Origin of the sequence: Tenacibaculum jejuense (genome assembly GCF_900198195.1) — a bacterium.
GTDB classification, from domain to species: domain Bacteria; phylum Bacteroidota; class Bacteroidia; order Flavobacteriales; family Flavobacteriaceae; genus Polaribacter; species Polaribacter jejuensis.
The window spans coordinates 3,689,004-3,705,203 of record NZ_LT899436.1; the positions used below are offsets into that span (position 1 = coordinate 3,689,004).

Annotated in this window: 15 protein-coding genes; 6 read left to right on the top strand and 9 right to left on the bottom strand. The window is 28.2% G+C overall.

The window, feature by feature from the left end; translation table 11 throughout:
- Positions 1-59: 59 nt before the first annotated feature.
- The 4 genes from AQ1685_RS16060 to AQ1685_RS16075 all read left to right on the top strand — a co-directional run bounded on the left by AQ1685_RS16060 (position 60) and on the right by AQ1685_RS16075 (position 6,123).
- Positions 60-2,756, top strand: coding sequence for a right-handed parallel beta-helix repeat-containing protein (locus tag AQ1685_RS16060; protein WP_095073843.1), 2,697 nt, complete (start codon positions 60-62; stop codon positions 2,754-2,756).
- Between the two features lie 160 nt (positions 2,757-2,916).
- The gene (locus AQ1685_RS16065; protein ID WP_095073845.1) at positions 2,917-3,486 is read left to right on the top strand and encodes a PAS domain-containing protein; all 570 of its coding nucleotides are present in this window, start codon (positions 2,917-2,919) and stop codon (positions 3,484-3,486) included.
- A gap of 343 nt (positions 3,487-3,829) precedes the next feature.
- Complete coding sequence (locus AQ1685_RS16070; protein WP_095073847.1) at positions 3,830-5,038, top strand: outer membrane protein assembly factor BamB family protein; 1,209 nt, start codon at positions 3,830-3,832, stop codon at positions 5,036-5,038.
- A gap of 26 nt (positions 5,039-5,064) precedes the next feature.
- Entirely contained in the window at positions 5,065-6,123 is a 1,059-nt protein-coding gene (locus AQ1685_RS16075; protein WP_157730260.1) for a T9SS type A sorting domain-containing protein, read from the top strand.
- Between the two features lie 247 nt (positions 6,124-6,370).
- On the opposite strand, the gene AQ1685_RS16080 is transcribed toward AQ1685_RS16075, so the two are convergent.
- From AQ1685_RS16080 to AQ1685_RS16095, 4 genes are all read right to left on the bottom strand, one after another.
- Positions 6,371-6,676 carry a hypothetical protein gene (locus tag AQ1685_RS16080; RefSeq protein ID WP_095073851.1) on the bottom strand — a complete coding sequence of 102 codons (306 nt, stop codon included), beginning with the start codon at positions 6,674-6,676 and terminating at the stop codon, positions 6,371-6,373.
- 106 nt (positions 6,677-6,782) lie between these two features.
- Entirely contained in the window at positions 6,783-7,415 is a 633-nt protein-coding gene (locus AQ1685_RS16085) for a LysE family translocator (protein ID WP_095073852.1), read from the bottom strand.
- Positions 7,416-7,538: 123 nt separating this feature from the next.
- Positions 7,539-8,891 (bottom strand): 30S ribosomal protein S12 methylthiotransferase RimO, encoded by a 1,353-nt coding sequence (gene rimO / locus AQ1685_RS16090; protein WP_095073854.1) that lies wholly within the window; start codon positions 8,889-8,891, stop codon positions 7,539-7,541.
- A gap of 48 nt (positions 8,892-8,939) precedes the next feature.
- On the bottom strand, positions 8,940-10,580 hold the full coding sequence (locus AQ1685_RS16095; RefSeq protein WP_095073855.1) for an amidase family protein: 1,641 nt from the start codon (positions 10,578-10,580) through the stop codon (positions 8,940-8,942).
- 163 nt (positions 10,581-10,743) lie between these two features.
- Between AQ1685_RS16095 and AQ1685_RS16100 the strand changes: the two genes are divergently transcribed.
- Positions 10,744-11,517 (top strand): LytTR family DNA-binding domain-containing protein, encoded by a 774-nt coding sequence (locus AQ1685_RS16100; protein ID WP_095073856.1) that lies wholly within the window; start codon positions 10,744-10,746, stop codon positions 11,515-11,517.
- Between the two features lie 109 nt (positions 11,518-11,626).
- On the top strand, positions 11,627-12,814 hold the full coding sequence (locus tag AQ1685_RS16105) for a serine hydrolase domain-containing protein (protein ID WP_095073858.1): 1,188 nt from the start codon (positions 11,627-11,629) through the stop codon (positions 12,812-12,814).
- A 256-nt stretch (positions 12,815-13,070) separates the two neighbouring features.
- On the opposite strand, the gene ftsY is transcribed toward AQ1685_RS16105, so the two are convergent.
- From ftsY to AQ1685_RS16130, 5 genes are all read right to left on the bottom strand, one after another.
- Positions 13,071-14,024, bottom strand: a complete 954-nt coding sequence (gene ftsY, locus AQ1685_RS16110) for a signal recognition particle-docking protein FtsY (RefSeq protein ID WP_095073860.1) — start codon at positions 14,022-14,024, stop codon at positions 13,071-13,073.
- Positions 14,025-14,207: 183 nt separating this feature from the next.
- Positions 14,208-14,360, bottom strand: a complete 153-nt coding sequence (locus AQ1685_RS16115) for a DUF4295 domain-containing protein (RefSeq protein ID WP_095073862.1) — start codon at positions 14,358-14,360, stop codon at positions 14,208-14,210.
- Between the two features lie 41 nt (positions 14,361-14,401).
- On the bottom strand, positions 14,402-14,584 hold the full coding sequence (gene rpmG, locus AQ1685_RS16120) for a 50S ribosomal protein L33 (protein ID WP_013070733.1): 183 nt from the start codon (positions 14,582-14,584) through the stop codon (positions 14,402-14,404).
- 26 nt (positions 14,585-14,610) lie between these two features.
- The gene (gene rpmB / locus AQ1685_RS16125) at positions 14,611-14,850 is read right to left on the bottom strand and encodes a 50S ribosomal protein L28 (RefSeq protein ID WP_075344434.1); all 240 of its coding nucleotides are present in this window, start codon (positions 14,848-14,850) and stop codon (positions 14,611-14,613) included.
- An 87-nt stretch (positions 14,851-14,937) separates the two neighbouring features.
- Positions 14,938-16,179, bottom strand: coding sequence for a competence/damage-inducible protein A (locus tag AQ1685_RS16130; RefSeq protein WP_095073864.1), 1,242 nt, complete (start codon positions 16,177-16,179; stop codon positions 14,938-14,940).
- Positions 16,180-16,200: the final 21 nt, after the last annotated feature.

Below are 16,200 nucleotides of genomic sequence, written 5' to 3' on the forward strand. Positions count from 1 at the left end.
TTTCTATTGTAATTATATTTGAAACTTCATTACCCTATAAGTTACTGAAAAACAAAACAATGCTTACAACAAAGTTCAAACTTCCTTCAATCATAGCTATTATTCTTATCTTTTTTTCTTGCAATACAAATGAGAAAAAAGATCGTGAAAACCATGAGGTAAAAGTTGATATCAAAAAAACTGAAACAAACAGAAAAAACACAGATTCGCTAACTGTAAATAACAAAATAAATAACGAAATAGAAAACAGTTTATACAAAGCTTTTGTAAATAATAAAAAGACAGTTTTTATTTATGAAAAAAACAATTTCGAAAGTAACAAGCTCTTGAAATTAAACCATGGTGATCAGTTAGACATTATAGAGTTTACAGATAAATTTGAAAAACTTCCTTCAAACAAAACATACGATTATTACGGAAAATGGGTAAAGGTTGTTTTCCAAAAAAATGCACAAACACAAATTACTGGGTATGTATTTGATGACTTTTTAGACTATCAAGTTACTCCTGAAACTATAAATTCAGGAATAAAGAAAGATACAGTCTATGTTTCTGATGTAAAAGGTTTTGTAACTGCTCTTTCATCTAATAGAGTTATTTGGATTGATGCAGAAAAATTAAACTTAGAAGAATTTGTTCAGGAGAATGAAAATGAATTATCCACTTTTGATTTTTACTCTGATGAAGATTTAGAAATTGAAGACGAAACTTACTTTATTTCTGAACCTTTTAGAACTTTAGGTCTTAGTGGTTATCACAATATGGAAATTCGAGGAAAGAATACACTTGTTCATATTGTTGTGAATGATTCAGATATGCATGTTTTAGATTTTTATAATTGTAGTAATATTTTAATCGATAATATTAATTTTTATCATGATATTCCTGGAGAATTTGTGGGAGCTTGTGAAGGCGAAGTGGTAACCTACACGAAATGCAACAACTTTAATATTCAAAATTCACATTTTGATGGCAGTGGAACAATTGGCAGTTTTATTTCTGAAAGTAACAATTTCAACTTTTTAAATTGTGAGTTCTACAACAATAGTGATTATGGTATTTACATTTATAATAGTTTTGAAATTGATGTAAATAGATGTGATTTTCACGACAATAAAGCTTATACTTTATTCGAGACCGATTTTAAAAGATCTGAAGAAAACACTAGACTAACGTTGACAGAATGCTATATAAAAGATAATCAAACTCACATGTCTATTTTTGATGTTGAACATAATTATGGAGAAGCAGCTGTAGGCGAACTCTATTTTAAAGTTGATCGTTGTGAAATCACTGATAATGAAACTGGAAAAAATATATTTAATTTTTCAAGATCTACTAGAGCTAATATCTCTATTTCAAATTCTAACATTCAACGTAACACTTCTACCAAAAACAAATTAATGATTAATAGTAGTAAGCATCGTAATTTTAACCTTACTCTAAAAAACACTTCTATTATCAACAATAAAGAGTTTTATGGTTTTATTAATGAAACTGAGAATGCAATTAAAGAAGAAAAATTAATCCAAAAAAACATTTTCAATACCGCTTCAGATACTATTCTTAATCAATACAACACCTTTAAAAACAAGGAAGGAGAAGTAATGTTTTTAAGAGATTTTAAAAATCTAAAATTTGATAAAACTACAAAACAGCTTTCTGTTAATGGTCATTTATTAACTGGAAAACATCGTATCAACTTTGAAGAAGCGAACGATGCTTTATTTCATTATTCTATAGACTTAAGTGGAAAGTTTGTTGCTGAAGGGAATTTCTATGAAGGTAAACTAAATGGTCCGTGGAAAATTAAACTTGGAAAAAATGTATATAGAAATGAATATCTTTTTAATTACTCAAATGGTAATTTAGATGGTCATGCCAAATTGTATACTTATGTTGCAGTTAACGAGAATAAAAAACACTATTTATCTAGGGAATATGTTCTTGTTTCTGAAGGGAACTTTAAAGATGGTATAAAAAATGGAATTTGGAAATACTACTTCAAAAATGGGAAACTTCAACGTCAAATTACTTATGAAGATGGACAACCTGTTGGACCCTTTTTATATTATTTTCCTGATGGAACTCTTCGAGAAAAAAGAACAGATATTTCGAATAACAATGGAGAAACTATATATTATTATCCAAACGGAGAAATAGAAAGTAATATTACTTATGTAGATGGAAAGATTAATATTAAAAAAAGTTCTTTTTATGATAATGAAGGGAAAAAAATTAAGCCTGTAGAAATTGATTCCTATTGGATTAAAGATAAAAATGGGGTTATTGAAAGTTTTGTTGATTTAACTTCTAAAAAATACAAGAATAAAGTTCACATTCACTATTCTAAACAAACCAAAAAACTCTTAGGTTATGTATACTATAAAAATGGAAAACCATATAATTTAGTAAAATCGATACTACAAAAACAAAACACAAATTACGCTAACTTAACCTTAAAAACTAACAAAGGTGATTTAGAAACAATATATTTTGATCATAACAACTCCATTAAAAAAGACTATACTATTATAACTAATGATCAAGGTGCTATAAAGTATGTTTTATTTATTGATGACAACAATCTTAAATCTATTTTTAAATATGGTGGTAAATATGATTTAGTAACTAAATCTGAGCAATATAAAATACTAGATGATAAAGCAATAAAGCATGGAGTTTCAAAAAAATATACCGAATATGGACTACTTAACGAATACAAAGAGTTTATTGACGGTGAAATAAAAAAATAATAATTACCTATTAAAAAATAAAAAACCTCATATTTTCGCATTATTTACAGCAAGTTACAGAATAATGATAAACTTTTCTTGATCAATGTTTTATTTATAACAAAAAAAGTTGCTCATATCAAATATTTAACTATTTTTAGCTTTTTAAAACTAAACTATAATGAAAAATGCTATTACTGAGATGAAGAGTTTAGATATACTTGTTGATTCTTTATCTACAAAACAATACGAAGGAATTAAAACTTCTTTGATTTCTAATAATAGAACTAGAATTAACATGTTAAGTTTTGATATTCACTTACAGAATTATAATTTTTTATGTGAAGAATCTTCTTTAAAAAAAGATATATTTTCACTTAAACATTTAGCAAAGAAATATACTTGGGAAAATAATGTTGAGCATATTTTATCTAAGAATTCTTTTGAAGCGCTTATTTTAACTGATATTAATAGAAATATTCTTTGGGTAAATGATGGGTTTTCTAAAATGACTGGATATCCTAAAAATTACGCTATTAGAAAAACACCAAGTTTTTTACAAGGACGATCTACATCCGCTGAAGTTAGGGAAAGAATTAAACAAAAACTTCAATTAGGTAATCCATTTAAAGAGGTTATCATCAATCATAAAAAAGATAAAACAGAATATAAATGTGAAATACATATTTTCCCATTAAAGGATAATAATCAAGTAACACATTTTTTAGCGCTTGAAAAACAAATTGCTTAGTTTTTAAGTAATCTTACAATACATAAAAAAACCTTGAAATTTATTTATAAAATTTCAAGGTTTCTGGTTTTAAAACTTATACTTACCTTACAATATCTACAATCTTAAATAAGCTAAAAAACACTTACAGCAAACTTAAATTACAGAAAAAGATAAAACATATTCGAAAATAGATTCTGTAGCAGCGAAAAAAAAATAGTATTACAAACACGCATTACAATAGTTATTTTTGACGCAGAAAAAACTAAATAAGGTTAATTTCAATTAAAATTTAGACCTAAAAATATCACATTTTTTGGTATAAAGTAATTTACCTCAAACAAACCTACTAATAATTAATGTAATGCTACCAATAAAAAAAACAATACTAATTCCCTTAACCATACTCTTCTGTAACTACCTATATGGACAGTTTACAATAAAATCTGTAAACACTGATGGCCCTGTTACATCTAGTGTTATGCTCTCAGAAAAAGATTGGTTTCATAACACACTAAACAAGAAAGTAACTTATGATAAAACAGTTAAAGATGTACTCATTATAAACAGAGGTGATGGACTTTTAACTTGTTATGATTCTAAATTTAAAAAACAATGGACTTTTAAACATTTTGATACTATAAGACTTAATAATGGTAGTAATCATTTTTTTTACAAAGATGGTACAATCTTCTCAGCTTACATGACAGGAAATATTTATGCCATAAACGCGAAAAACGGTGTTCCTTTCTGGGCTAGTAAAGTGGGAGCAAGAGATGGTGCAGCAAATCATTTTACTTCTCAATCTTTAGCAATAACTGAAGGTAAATTATTTCTAACATCTCGAACTAGTAGAAACTTGTATGCCATAAATTCTTCAAATGGTTCATTAGTATGGAATTATAAATTAGTATCTCCGCATAGCTACAGACCTTATTTAGCTATAAACGATAAAATTTTCATTAATAATGATCCGTTGATTAATTCTTTTGAAACTGAATCAGGCACTCCTTTAATTCAGAAGAATTTTGAATCGAATCTTGGTAAAGCTGTAACCAATGGAAAACTCATCATTGTTCCTGTAACTAGAGGAGATAAAATTGTTAGTTTTTTACCTGATACTTTTGAAGAAAAATGGGAATTCACATTTAAAGCCCCGTATTACAACGTTGGTGAGAAAATATTTGTAGATAATAACAACGTGTATTTTGCCACAGAAACTGATAGTGATCATTCAGGCGTATATTGTTTAAATGCAAATGATGGTAGTTTAATTTGGGAAAAAACTATCAAAGGTGATGTAGAGAAGTTTGAAAAACACAATGATATTATATATGGTTATACAAGTGATAAAATAATATTTTCAATTACTCTAAAAAATGGTGATTTAAAGAAAATCCAGACTAACTATCAACCAGTATCAAATATTCAAATACATCATAAATTCTTGTACTACTATGCAAAAGAAGGATTAATTAGACACGAACTTGAAAGCAAGGAAGAAGAAATTATTATACCACATAGTGGAAAAGAAAGAGGAGCTAGAGATACACAAATATTATTTGTAAAATAACACAATTTATGATTAGAAACTTAAAGATGAATAGTAACATTTATTTAGTTGCGTTATTGTTTTTCAAAATAAACTCTTATGCTCAGGTAACATTACAACAACATCATTTTTTTGCTGTTGGAGATAGCATTGTTGAATATTATAATCGACTTCCTCAAAATCCGATAGATTTAGGAGAACCAGGTGAAAATAAAGTGTGGGATTTCTCTAATTTAAATGCCATTGCTGTAAATAAACAAACTATAAAATTTCTTGACCCTAAAAAAACTCCGTTTCATACAGATTATCCTAATTCCAATATTGTTTTGTATTCAAACAATGGTTATGAAACATGGTCTTTTATGAAAATTACTGAAAAGAAAATAGCTAATTTAGGATATGGTTTATTTATTAATAAAGAAAAGCGTACAGGGAATTATGGTGGAATTGATATGAATTTACCGCTTAAATATCTAGAGAAATCTTCTAATGAAATTACCAATGAAAGAGTGCTATTTAAAGATAGAAAAGGACAAGATTCTATAAAAATAAAAACAGTTCACAAGCATAAATATGAAATAGATTCATGGGGAGATGTTATTTTGCCTAAAGGAAGATTTTTATCATTACGGTTGAAGTATACTTTACATGTCACCAATTATACCTACCAAAAAAAGGCAGAAAAATGGGGTTTACTTAAAGAACCAGAAAAAACATCAACAATATCGTATAAATGGTGGACAGACGACAAGAATGCAAAATATCCAGTAGTGCAAATAGTCATGGATAATGCACATAAAAAACCGATAGTTGTTCAATATCTAGAAGCGACTCCTTTTTCAGAACTGCTTGATGAAGTTAAAGAAACTTCAATAAAAATATATCCAAATCCTGCTACTGAAAAGCTATTTGTTGAAATACCAACGACTGAAGAAACATATACCTCTATATATTCAATTCAAGGAAAAATGGTAAAGAATTTAAAATCAAATATTTCAAAAATTGAAATCAATGTGAATGATTTACCTGTCGGTGTTTATTTGATTATTTCAAGGAGTAAAGTTGGTAAAATTATTGGTAAAAGTAAGTTTGTGAAAAAATTGTAATCCGATCATCTACTAAATATGAAATTCAAATTTATAGAGATTCTCTTCTAAGCCTTAATCATAAATGAAAATCATCTTTTAAATATAAATTTTTACTATCAAATATTAACTTAAACCTACTTTAAACAAAAAATAAGATAATTTTTTTATCAAAAACCCTACTCTTTGGCAGGGTTTTCAAAATATCAGTAATTAATAAATTAAGCCAATTATAATTCCTAAGAAATAGGGAGTTATCATATTTACTCTAATTACAGTTTAATGCACTTAATACTCTTTCAAAGTCATCTATATCGTCTTGAGCACTTGGACAATTTTCTGCTTCTTCTATAAAATCTTCTAAAACCTCTCGATATGCTATACAATTGGCCGTAGATTGATTTTGCGAATACAAAGCTCCTAAATCAATGATTTCTTCTAAAAGCTCAGTAAGTTCTTCTACATTACAAGATTGTCCAGAAAAGTCATCATCATCATCGTCTTCGTTATTACAAGAAACAAACGAAAAACTAATAAGTAGTAAAACCGGAAATAAGTATTTAATTTTTATCATTCTAAATAAATTTTTAAGTTAATTATTACGGTAACAAACTTATATTTCATTTAAAATTATAACTATCCCCATATTTAAGGATTTACATACCTATTATAACTAGTAATTATTTTTTTGAAAATGCTAACTTAATTCCTAAGGCAATAAAAATACTCCCTGTGATTTTGTTTAGCCATAACTTGAAATTATGATTTTTACGAATACGACTTGATAATTGAGATGAAAATATTGCCAATAGTAAGCACCACAATGTACCTGTGATTAAAAAAGTAACACCTAAAATTAAGAATGATAAAGATGTATTATAATAATCTGGATTGATAAACTGTGGCAAAAAAGCCAAGAAGAACAATGCAACTTTAGGATTTAAAATGTTAGTTAGTATACCTGAAAGGTAAATCTTCTTATAATTAATTGTTTCTTGTTTTTGAATAATTTCAAAATCATTTGAACTTTTACTAAAAAAGGATTTTAAACCTAAATAAATCAAATACGCAGCTCCTAGATATTTCACTATTAGAAAAGCTATAGCAGACTTAGCTAAAATAATAGACAAACCTAATGTTGCAAATATCACATGAAATAAAGCTCCAGTAGTAATTCCTAAAGCAGATAAGATTCCTGCTTTTTTTCCTTGAGCAATACTCCTACCCAAAATATACATGGTATCTGCACTAGGTGTTATGTTTAATATAATACCTGCAATTAGAAAGGTTTCAAAGTTTATGATTCCAAACATTCTTTAGAGATTTAAGATGATACATTAAAAGTAATTTACTTTCTCTTATCTTCTAAAAAATTAGCATCAATAATATCTTTCTATTTATAACAAAAGAATATCTTATTATTACTTTTTATTCAATTATTTCTTTCTTTGATTTAAAGGAACAAAAGGTTCTTGTTTTACTGTTGGCGTACCATATAAATCAAAATCTCCTGCGTCATAGATTTCTACATCAATAAACTCTCCTAGTTTAATATAATGTTCCGTTGCATCAACAATAACATCGTTATCTACATCAGGTGAATCAAACTCTGTTCTTCCGTAATAATATTCTCCATCTTTTCTATCGAATAAACAGCGGAAAGTCTTTCCTATTTTTTCTTGATTTAATTCCCAAGAAATTTGACTTTGAACTTCCATGATTTCATTTACTCTACGGAATTTCACGTCAGCAGGAACATCATCTTCTAAAACATAAGCTCCTGTATTTTCTTCGTGAGAATATTCAAAAGCACCTAAACGCTCGAAACGCATTTCTTCAACCCAATCTTTTAACTCTTGGAATTGCTCTTCTGTTTCCCCTGGATATCCAACAATTAATGTCGTACGAATTGCCATATTTGGAACAAACTCTCTAAACTTATGAATTAAGCTTGTTGTTTTTTCGTGAGTTGTTCCACGTTTCATCGATTTTAAAATCTCTGTATTGATATGTTGTAATGGAATATCTAAGTAATTACAAACTTTAGGTTCTGTTTTCATTACTTCTAATACATCCATTGGAAATCCTGTTGGAAATGCATAATGTAAACGAATCCACTCTATTCCATCAACTTTTACTAACGCTCTTAATAAATCTGCTAAAGCTCTTTTCTTATAGATATCTAATCCATAATACGTTAAATCTTGAGCAATTAACATGATTTCTTTAATTCCATTTGCTGCTAACTTTGTAGCTTCAATCACTAAATCTTCAATTGGTGTAGATTTATGTTTTCCTCGCATTAATGGAATTGCACAAAACGAACACGGACGATCACAACCTTCTGCGATTTTTAAATATGCATAGTGCTTTGGTGTTGTTGTTAAACGCTCACCGATTAATTCGTGTTTGTAATCTGCCTCTAAAACTTTTAAAAGATTTGGCAGATCGTGTGTACCAAAATATTGATCTACATTCGTAATCTCTTTTTCTAAATCTGGCTTATAACGTTCGCTCAAACAACCAGAAACAAAAACTTTATCTACTTCTCCTCTTTCCTTTTTTTGCGCATAATGTAAAATGGTATCAACACTTTCTTCTTTGGCTTTACCTATAAATCCACAAGTGTTAATAACTACAATATTCCCATCATCTTCAGGATCTTCATGCACAACATTTTTACCATTAGCTTTTAATTGTCCCATTAACACTTCACTATCGTAAACGTTTTTAGAACACCCTAAGGTAACCACATTGATCTTATTCTGCTTTGTAGATTTTGTACGCATCTATCTAAAATTTTAAGGTGTGCAAAATTATGATTTATTCGTCATAAATCACTCATAGTCTTTAGGTAATTTTCTTGCTTTCGTTAATTTTTCAAAAGCCATACCTAATGATAATAATTTAAATTCTGATTTTGGTAATCCAATGAAAGTTAAATTAATAGGTTCTCCTGTTTCTTTATATCCCATCGGTATTGTTAAATTAGGATATTCTGCAACAGCAGAATATGCAGCATGATAATTATTAATAGAAAGAATAGCATCTAATTGATCTTTTTCAAAAACTTTATAAAAGGTTAATCCTGCTTTCTTTAAATTAGATTTAACTTTAGCAAATTCTTCTGTAGTTGTTGAATCTTTTACAATTCCTTCAAATAATTGTTGGCCGTAAGGTGCTCTTAATAAAGAATCTTTACTATTAAAAGCAACTAAATCTTTTACCGTTTTATCTGTTATATTTTTATCTGCTAAATACTTTGGTAAATCATGTTTCATATCTATGTTTAATAGTGTTAAGAAACCTTGTAAACTAGTTTGTTCTGGTGCTATTTCAACAATTGAAGCTCCTGCTGATTTTATATTATCTATTGTTCTCTTGTAAATAGAATCATTTAATAATGCTGTAAAAACTCCTAATCTTTTTCCTTCTAAACTTTGCGTTTTAAACTGCTTTTCGTCTTCAGTTAGTTCAAACGATTTTTGATCTGATGTGTCTTTTCCTAATAAAGCCCTCAGTAAAATATGGCTATCTACCACATTTTTTGTCATTGGCCCGGGCGTGTCTAATGTACTCGATATTGGAACAATTCCTGAACGACTTAATAAACCAATTGTAGGTTTTAATCCAACTACCGAATTCTGACTTGATGGTGAAGTTATTGATCCTGCTGTTTCTGTTCCTATAGTTGCTACGGCATAATTTACAGCAGTTGCGACACCACTTCCTGAACTTGAACCTCCTGTTTCAAATATTTTTCTTCCATATGGATTTAAAGTTTGACCGCCAATAGCACTATATCCTAACGGACAACCAGAACAGAAATAATATGCCCATTCACTTAAATTAACCTTTCCTAAAATTAAAGCTCCATTGGCTTTTAATTGTTTTGTAATAAAAGCATCATTGGTTTTATTATTCTTTAAAGCAAAAGCTCCTGCTGTAGTTGGTAGATTTTCTGTATTGATATTATCTTTTAATAAAATTGGCATTCCAAATACAGACTCATTCGCAACTGTTCGTTGTTTTAATTCTTTATCTTTTTCTTTTGCCTCCGCTATTACTTTAGGATTCAAACTAATAATCGCATTTAAATATTTTGTTGAATCACTTTCAAACTTTCTAATTCTATATAAATAAAATAATGTAAGTTTTTCATACGTTAACTTTCCATCTTTAATTGATTGCTGAATTGAAGGAATTGATTGTTCCAAGATTATTGGTTTTAAACTCTGGTAATTTTCTTTTGAGAATTGCGCTAATTCTTTTTGAAAAGGTTCAAATACCTCATTCATATCTATAAATTTAGATTGAAGTAATTTGAATTTCATTCTTGAGTTTTCATGATTCTGTTGTTCAGCTATTTCAGTAGTTTCGTCATACTTCTTAAAATATTGAATTGCTTTTTTTTCTTGTTCTTTACAGCCAGTTAAAATAAAAATTGAAATAACTAGCAGGGTTATTATGTGTTTCACGAAGTTGTGTTTTGTAGATTTATTGAATATGATAAAGATATGAATAATTTAAATCCTTTAAAATCGCTTGAGAATAGGCTTTTACTGAATAATTTATTTACTATTTAATTTATAATATAAATAAACCTTGGCTATATTTTTGATAGCTTTAACCAAAAAACTAATGAATCAACTTAATCCTTCTATAAAACATCATACTCTCGTTGGAATATTTATTGGGATTTGGATTTGGATTTTCACCTTCTATATAAAACCTTTTGATGGCACTACTGGAGATTATACATGGTGGACTTTTTTAAGTATTGGCTTTAGTCTCATTGCATTTATGTGTTATTTTGTTACATCAATGTTACAAGATTCTATATATCGGATAAACTATAAATGGAATGTAATCTTTGAAGTACTATCAATTCTTTTCTTTCTCTCAATAAATTTAATATTTAGCTATTTATATTATAAAAGTCCGTTTTTGTATGGTATTTTAACATTTAGTGAGTTTTTTTATGCTACCTTAAAATCTACAATCATCTTTACTCCTATCATTATTTTTGCTCGAAGTTTAACTCTAAAGTTTCTTCCAGAAGAAAAAGAAATCATTACAACTTCTATCCCAGAAAAAATAGAGAAGAAAATAACTATTCGAGGAGAATATAAATTAGATATTTTAAAAATTAAAGCTTCAGATTTAGTTTGTATTTCAAAATCTCAAAATTATGTTGAAGTCTTTTTTATTGAAAATAATTCAATTCAATCAAAACTGATTAGGTCTTCTTTAAAGAAAATAAACTCAGAGATATCTTTTTTAATACAAGTACATCGTTCGCATTTAATTAATCCGTCACACTTTAAATCTTGGAAAGACTCAAATACTATTTTACTTACACAAATTGAAATTCCTATTTCTAAAAACTATAAAAATAATCTTTCAGCTATATAAGTTTCGCACCTAAAAACTGTTATTTAACACCTAAACCCCTCTTAACTAATCATAAATAAATTCATAGATATACTTTTAGCTCGTTAAAAATTAAAAACTAATTTATTCTATGAAAACTATCTTATTACTATTCTCTTTTTTAACTTTTACCTCTATATTCTCACAAAATGACTCATTACTTTCTCAAAAAAAGATTGATCAAATAAACGAATTCGTTCAAAGCAAAAGAGAGTATTACAATTCACCAAGTATAGCTGTAGCAATAACAGATGAAAACAAAACCATTTACTTAAAACATTTTGGAAATGCTAAAAAAGGAGACAAATACTTAATTGGATCTAACACAAAATCTTTTACTGCATTACTTACACTTATTTTGGAAGAAAAAGGGGTATTGAATATTAATGATCCTGTACATAAATTCTTAGAATGGTTTACTTATAAAAACAAAAAAATCTCTGATAAGGTTACAATTAAGGATTTACTGCAGCATACCTCTGGAATAAGTACCGAGATAGGAAACACTTTTTTAGAAAATAATAGTGATTTTGATTATACTCAATATTACACTGAAGTACTAAAAGAAGTTGATTTAGTTGATTCTCCAGAATTACGTTATGAATATTCTAATGCAAATTACAGATTATTAGGTTTAATAATCGAAAATGCAACTGGTAAAAGTTATAAAGAATGTTTAGAAATTTATATTACTAAACCTATGAATTTAGATGACACATCAGCTAGCATAACTCCAAAATTAATCGATAGTTATCAATATTTCTTATACTATCCTAATATAAAATTTAACAAGAGTTTTCATCGTCAAGAAATTCCTTCAGGATTAATATCGAGTTCAGCAAATGACATGTCTAGCTATTTAAGGAATTTGATGAATAGCTATAATGATAACACAAATTCTACTTTAAATAGTAATTCTATCAAACGATTGTTTACTGCAAATGAAAAATCTAATTATAGATTTGGATGGCGAATTATTAATGATATATTTTATCATTACGGGACAAACAAAAGCTTTGAATCTAGCATGTATATACTGCCTTCTATTAATAAGGCTATCGTTGTATTAATTAATTCAAACCAAGCTCCCGATGGCGAAATTATTGATGGTATAGCAAGCATTTTATTAAACCAAAAATTTAATAATAAATCATCTTTCCAATATTACAGAAATTTACCGTTTATTGTTTTTGTTTTGGCATTTATCTTCTTATTCCAATTTATGAAGTGGAAAAGATTAAAATTTCCAATACAGTTTTCTAAAAAAAATACGACCTAATTTATTCTTAATTTTAGGACTAATTATATGTATTACTTTTATAAATATTTTTCCTAAACTTAATGGAGTAGATTTAAAAACTGCTGTACAGTTTGATCCTGCAAGTGGATATAGTTTAATTCTTATTTCGCTTTTTTTATCACTAACGTTTCTGCTAAACTATTTTTCTAAAACAGTAAAAACATAAAATAATTAAACTAAAAAAAGCTACTTTCTGCATCGAAAGTAGCTTTTTTGATATTGACTATAAGTGTGTTTATTTAAAGAAACTATCTACAAATTCATATTTATTAAATACTTGTAAATCATCGATTCCTTCACCAACACCAATATATTTTACAGGAATTTGGAATTGATCAGAGATTCCAATCACAACTCCACCTTTTGCGGTTCCATCTAATTTTGTAACTGCTAAAGAAGTTACTTCTGTTGCCTTAGTAAACTGTTTTGCTTGTTCAAATGCATTCTGACCAGTTGAGCCATCTAAAACTAATAATACATCATGCGGAGCATCTCCTACTACTTTTTGCATTACGCGTTTAATCTTAGTCAACTCATTCATTAAGTTCACTTTGTTATGTAAACGTCCAGCTGTATCAATAATAATCACATCTGCACCTTGATTTACTCCTGATTCTAATGTATCAAAAGCTACAGAAGCAGGATCTGATCCCATTTCTTGACGAATAATAGGAACATCAACTCTGTCTGCCCAAACTTGCAATTGATCTATTGCTGCTGCTCTAAATGTATCTGCTGCACCTAAAACAACTTTTAAACCTTTCTTTTTAAATTGAGATGCTAGTTTACCAATAGTTGTAGTTTTTCCTACTCCATTTACTCCAACAACCATTAAAACATATGGTTTTTTATTCTCTGGAATTGTAAAATCAGTTTCATCTCCAATATTCGTTTCAGAAAGCAATCCTGCAATTTCTTCACGTAATATTTTATTTAATTCTTCGGTTCCTAAATATTTATCTTTAGCTACACGCTCTTCAATTCTTTCAATAATCTTTAAAGTAGTATTCACTCCTACGTCAGAAGATACTAAAACCTCCTCAAGATTATCCAATACATCATCATCTACCTTAGATTTTCCAGCAACCGCTTTAGACAATTTAGAGAAAAAACTTTCTTTAGATTTTTCTAACCCTTTGTCTAAAGTTTCTTTTTTCTCCTTCGAGAATATTTTTTTAAAAAAACTCATAGTTAACAGTTATAGTCGTAATAGTTTGGTGTAAAAAATCGTACCAGTATCAAAATTCAGTCAAAATGTCATTCTATTTTGCTTTATACCAATAGACTTTCTTCAAAAATACATCTTTTTAGCATATACAAAAAAAGCTACTTTCATAATGAAAGCAGCTTTTTTGTAAACTGTATACAAGAATTACTTTTTTGCTAAAAAGTCGTTAACTTGTGTAGGGTCCATAATAGCTTCAACAAAAGAGTAAGCACCAGACTTAGGTGACTTTACCATTTTGATAGCCTTAGTTAGTCTTTTAGAACCTGTTTGTAACGTTGCTACTGATTTCTTTGCCATGACCTATAGGGTATTTGACGTTTTATAACTAAAACCTCTTATTATTTAATTTCTTTGTGAACTGTCATCTTCTTTAAGATTGGATTAAATTTCTTTAATTCCATTCTATCAGGAGTATTCTTTTTATTCTTAGTCGTGATGTAACGAGAAGTTCCTGGTTGACCAGAAGCTTTATGCTCAGTACATTCTAATATAACTTGAACTCTGTTTCCTTTTTTTGCCATCTCTCTAATACTTTATCTAGAAGTAATTACTTTGTTAAGAAACCTTTTTCTCTAGCTTCTTTAATTACAGCTGTAATTCCTTTTTTGTTAATGTTTTTTAATGCAGAAGCAGATACTTTTAATGTTACCCATTTATCTTCTTCTGGAATATAGAAACGCTTAGTCATTAAATTAGCGTTGAATTTTCTCTTTGTTCTGTTTAAAGCGTGAGATACATTATTACCTACCATCGCTTTTTTTCCTGTTAATTCACAAACTCTAGACATCTTCTTGACAGTTTTTGTTGTTATTTCTAAACGAGGTGCAAATATACGTATTTTAAACTCAATAAAACAAACTATATAAAATTAATTTTACATATTCTTTTGAAGCAAAAGCTCTAAAGCCTTATTTACTGTTTTGTTTATTACTTTTTCTCTAGGTTGTCCAAAATTAAATTCGTGAACTTCAACCTCTCCTCTGGAAGCTAAACCAATGTAAACCATTCCTACATCTTTATCATTATGATCTGTTGTTGGGCCTGCATTACCAGTAATTGAAATTGCATAATCTGTACCCAATTTTTCTAAAGCTGATTTTGCCATTGCTTCTGCAACTTCTTTACTAACTACGGAAAATTCATCAATTATAGATTTTGGAACATCCAACAATTTTTGCTTTAATTCAGAAGAATACACCACGAAACTTCCTTTAAAATATGTTGAAGAACCAGGAATTGATATTAAAGTAGATGCAATTTTTCCTCCTGTCATACTTTCGGCAGTTCCAATTGTTTTATTTTTTTCTTTCAAAAAATTCCCTACTAATTTTTCAATTGTTAATCCTTCATCTAATCCAACAACTATGTCTGAAATTAAAACCGATAACTTTTTTACTTCTTCATTTAAAGTTTTAGTTACAAAATCAATATCATTTCCTTTTGCACTTAATCGTAATCTTACTTTTCCGAAAGATGGTAGGTATGCTAACTTTATGTGATTTGGTAAGTTATTCTCGAAATCTTCGATTTTTTCAGCAATTACACTCTCTCCTTGCCCGTAAGTGTGAATTGTCTTGTGTAATATATATGGTAAATCAAACTTTTCTTGAATTCGAGGTAAAACTTCATTTGTCATTAAACCTTTCATCTCATAGGGTACTCCTGGTAACGAAACAAATACAGTTTCATTTTCATAAAACCACATTCCTGGAGCCGTACCATATATATTAGGTAAAAGTGTTGCCTTTGAAGGTAAATGTGCTTGATATTTTTGAACTTCATTAAAAGGATGATTCACCTTTTTGAATAATTGCTTGATATTTTCTATGACTTCTGGATACTCTATAATTTTATGATCATTAAAATATTCTGCTATTGTTTTTTTAGTAATATCATCTTTGGTTGGACCTAATCCTCCTGTTATAATGACAATATCTACTCTATCTTGAGCTTCTTTTAATGCAGTTAAAATATGTTGTTTTTCATCTTGAATTGATGAAATTTGATATACCGATACTCCAATCTTATTTAACTCCTTTCCTATCCACTGTGAGTTTGTATCAACTATTTGTCCTATTAAGATTTCATCTCCAATTGTGATGATTTCTGCTTTCATATGTTTGATTCTATTTTTGAT

Excerpts from the sequence above, each read along its gene's own strand:
- AQ1685_RS16060 (WP_095073843.1), top strand. The coding sequence starts at position 60 with ATGCTTACAACAAAGTTCAAACTTCCTTCAATCATAGCTATTATTCTT.
- AQ1685_RS16065 (WP_095073845.1), top strand. The coding sequence starts at position 2,917 with ATGAAAAATGCTATTACTGAGATGAAGAGTTTAGATATACTTGTTGAT.
- AQ1685_RS16070 (WP_095073847.1), top strand. The coding sequence starts at position 3,830 with ATGCTACCAATAAAAAAAACAATACTAATTCCCTTAACCATACTCTTC.
- AQ1685_RS16075 (WP_157730260.1), top strand. The coding sequence starts at position 5,065 with ATGAATAGTAACATTTATTTAGTTGCGTTATTGTTTTTCAAAATAAAC.
- AQ1685_RS16080 (WP_095073851.1), bottom strand. The coding sequence starts at position 6,676 with ATGATAAAAATTAAATACTTATTTCCGGTTTTACTACTTATTAGTTTT.
- AQ1685_RS16085 (WP_095073852.1), bottom strand. The coding sequence starts at position 7,415 with ATGTTTGGAATCATAAACTTTGAAACCTTTCTAATTGCAGGTATTATA.
- rimO (WP_095073854.1), bottom strand. The coding sequence starts at position 8,891 with ATGCGTACAAAATCTACAAAGCAGAATAAGATCAATGTGGTTACCTTA.
- AQ1685_RS16100 (WP_095073856.1), top strand. The coding sequence starts at position 10,744 with ATGAATCAACTTAATCCTTCTATAAAACATCATACTCTCGTTGGAATA.
- AQ1685_RS16105 (WP_095073858.1), top strand. The coding sequence starts at position 11,627 with ATGAAAACTATCTTATTACTATTCTCTTTTTTAACTTTTACCTCTATA.
- ftsY (WP_095073860.1), bottom strand. The coding sequence starts at position 14,024 with ATGAGTTTTTTTAAAAAAATATTCTCGAAGGAGAAAAAAGAAACTTTA.
- AQ1685_RS16115 (WP_095073862.1), bottom strand. The coding sequence starts at position 14,360 with ATGGCAAAGAAATCAGTAGCAACGTTACAAACAGGTTCTAAAAGACTA.
- rpmG (WP_013070733.1), bottom strand. The coding sequence starts at position 14,584 with ATGGCAAAAAAAGGAAACAGAGTTCAAGTTATATTAGAATGTACTGAG.
- rpmB (WP_075344434.1), bottom strand. The coding sequence starts at position 14,850 with ATGTCTAGAGTTTGTGAATTAACAGGAAAAAAAGCGATGGTAGGTAAT.
- AQ1685_RS16130 (WP_095073864.1), bottom strand. The coding sequence starts at position 16,179 with ATGAAAGCAGAAATCATCACAATTGGAGATGAAATCTTAATAGGACAA.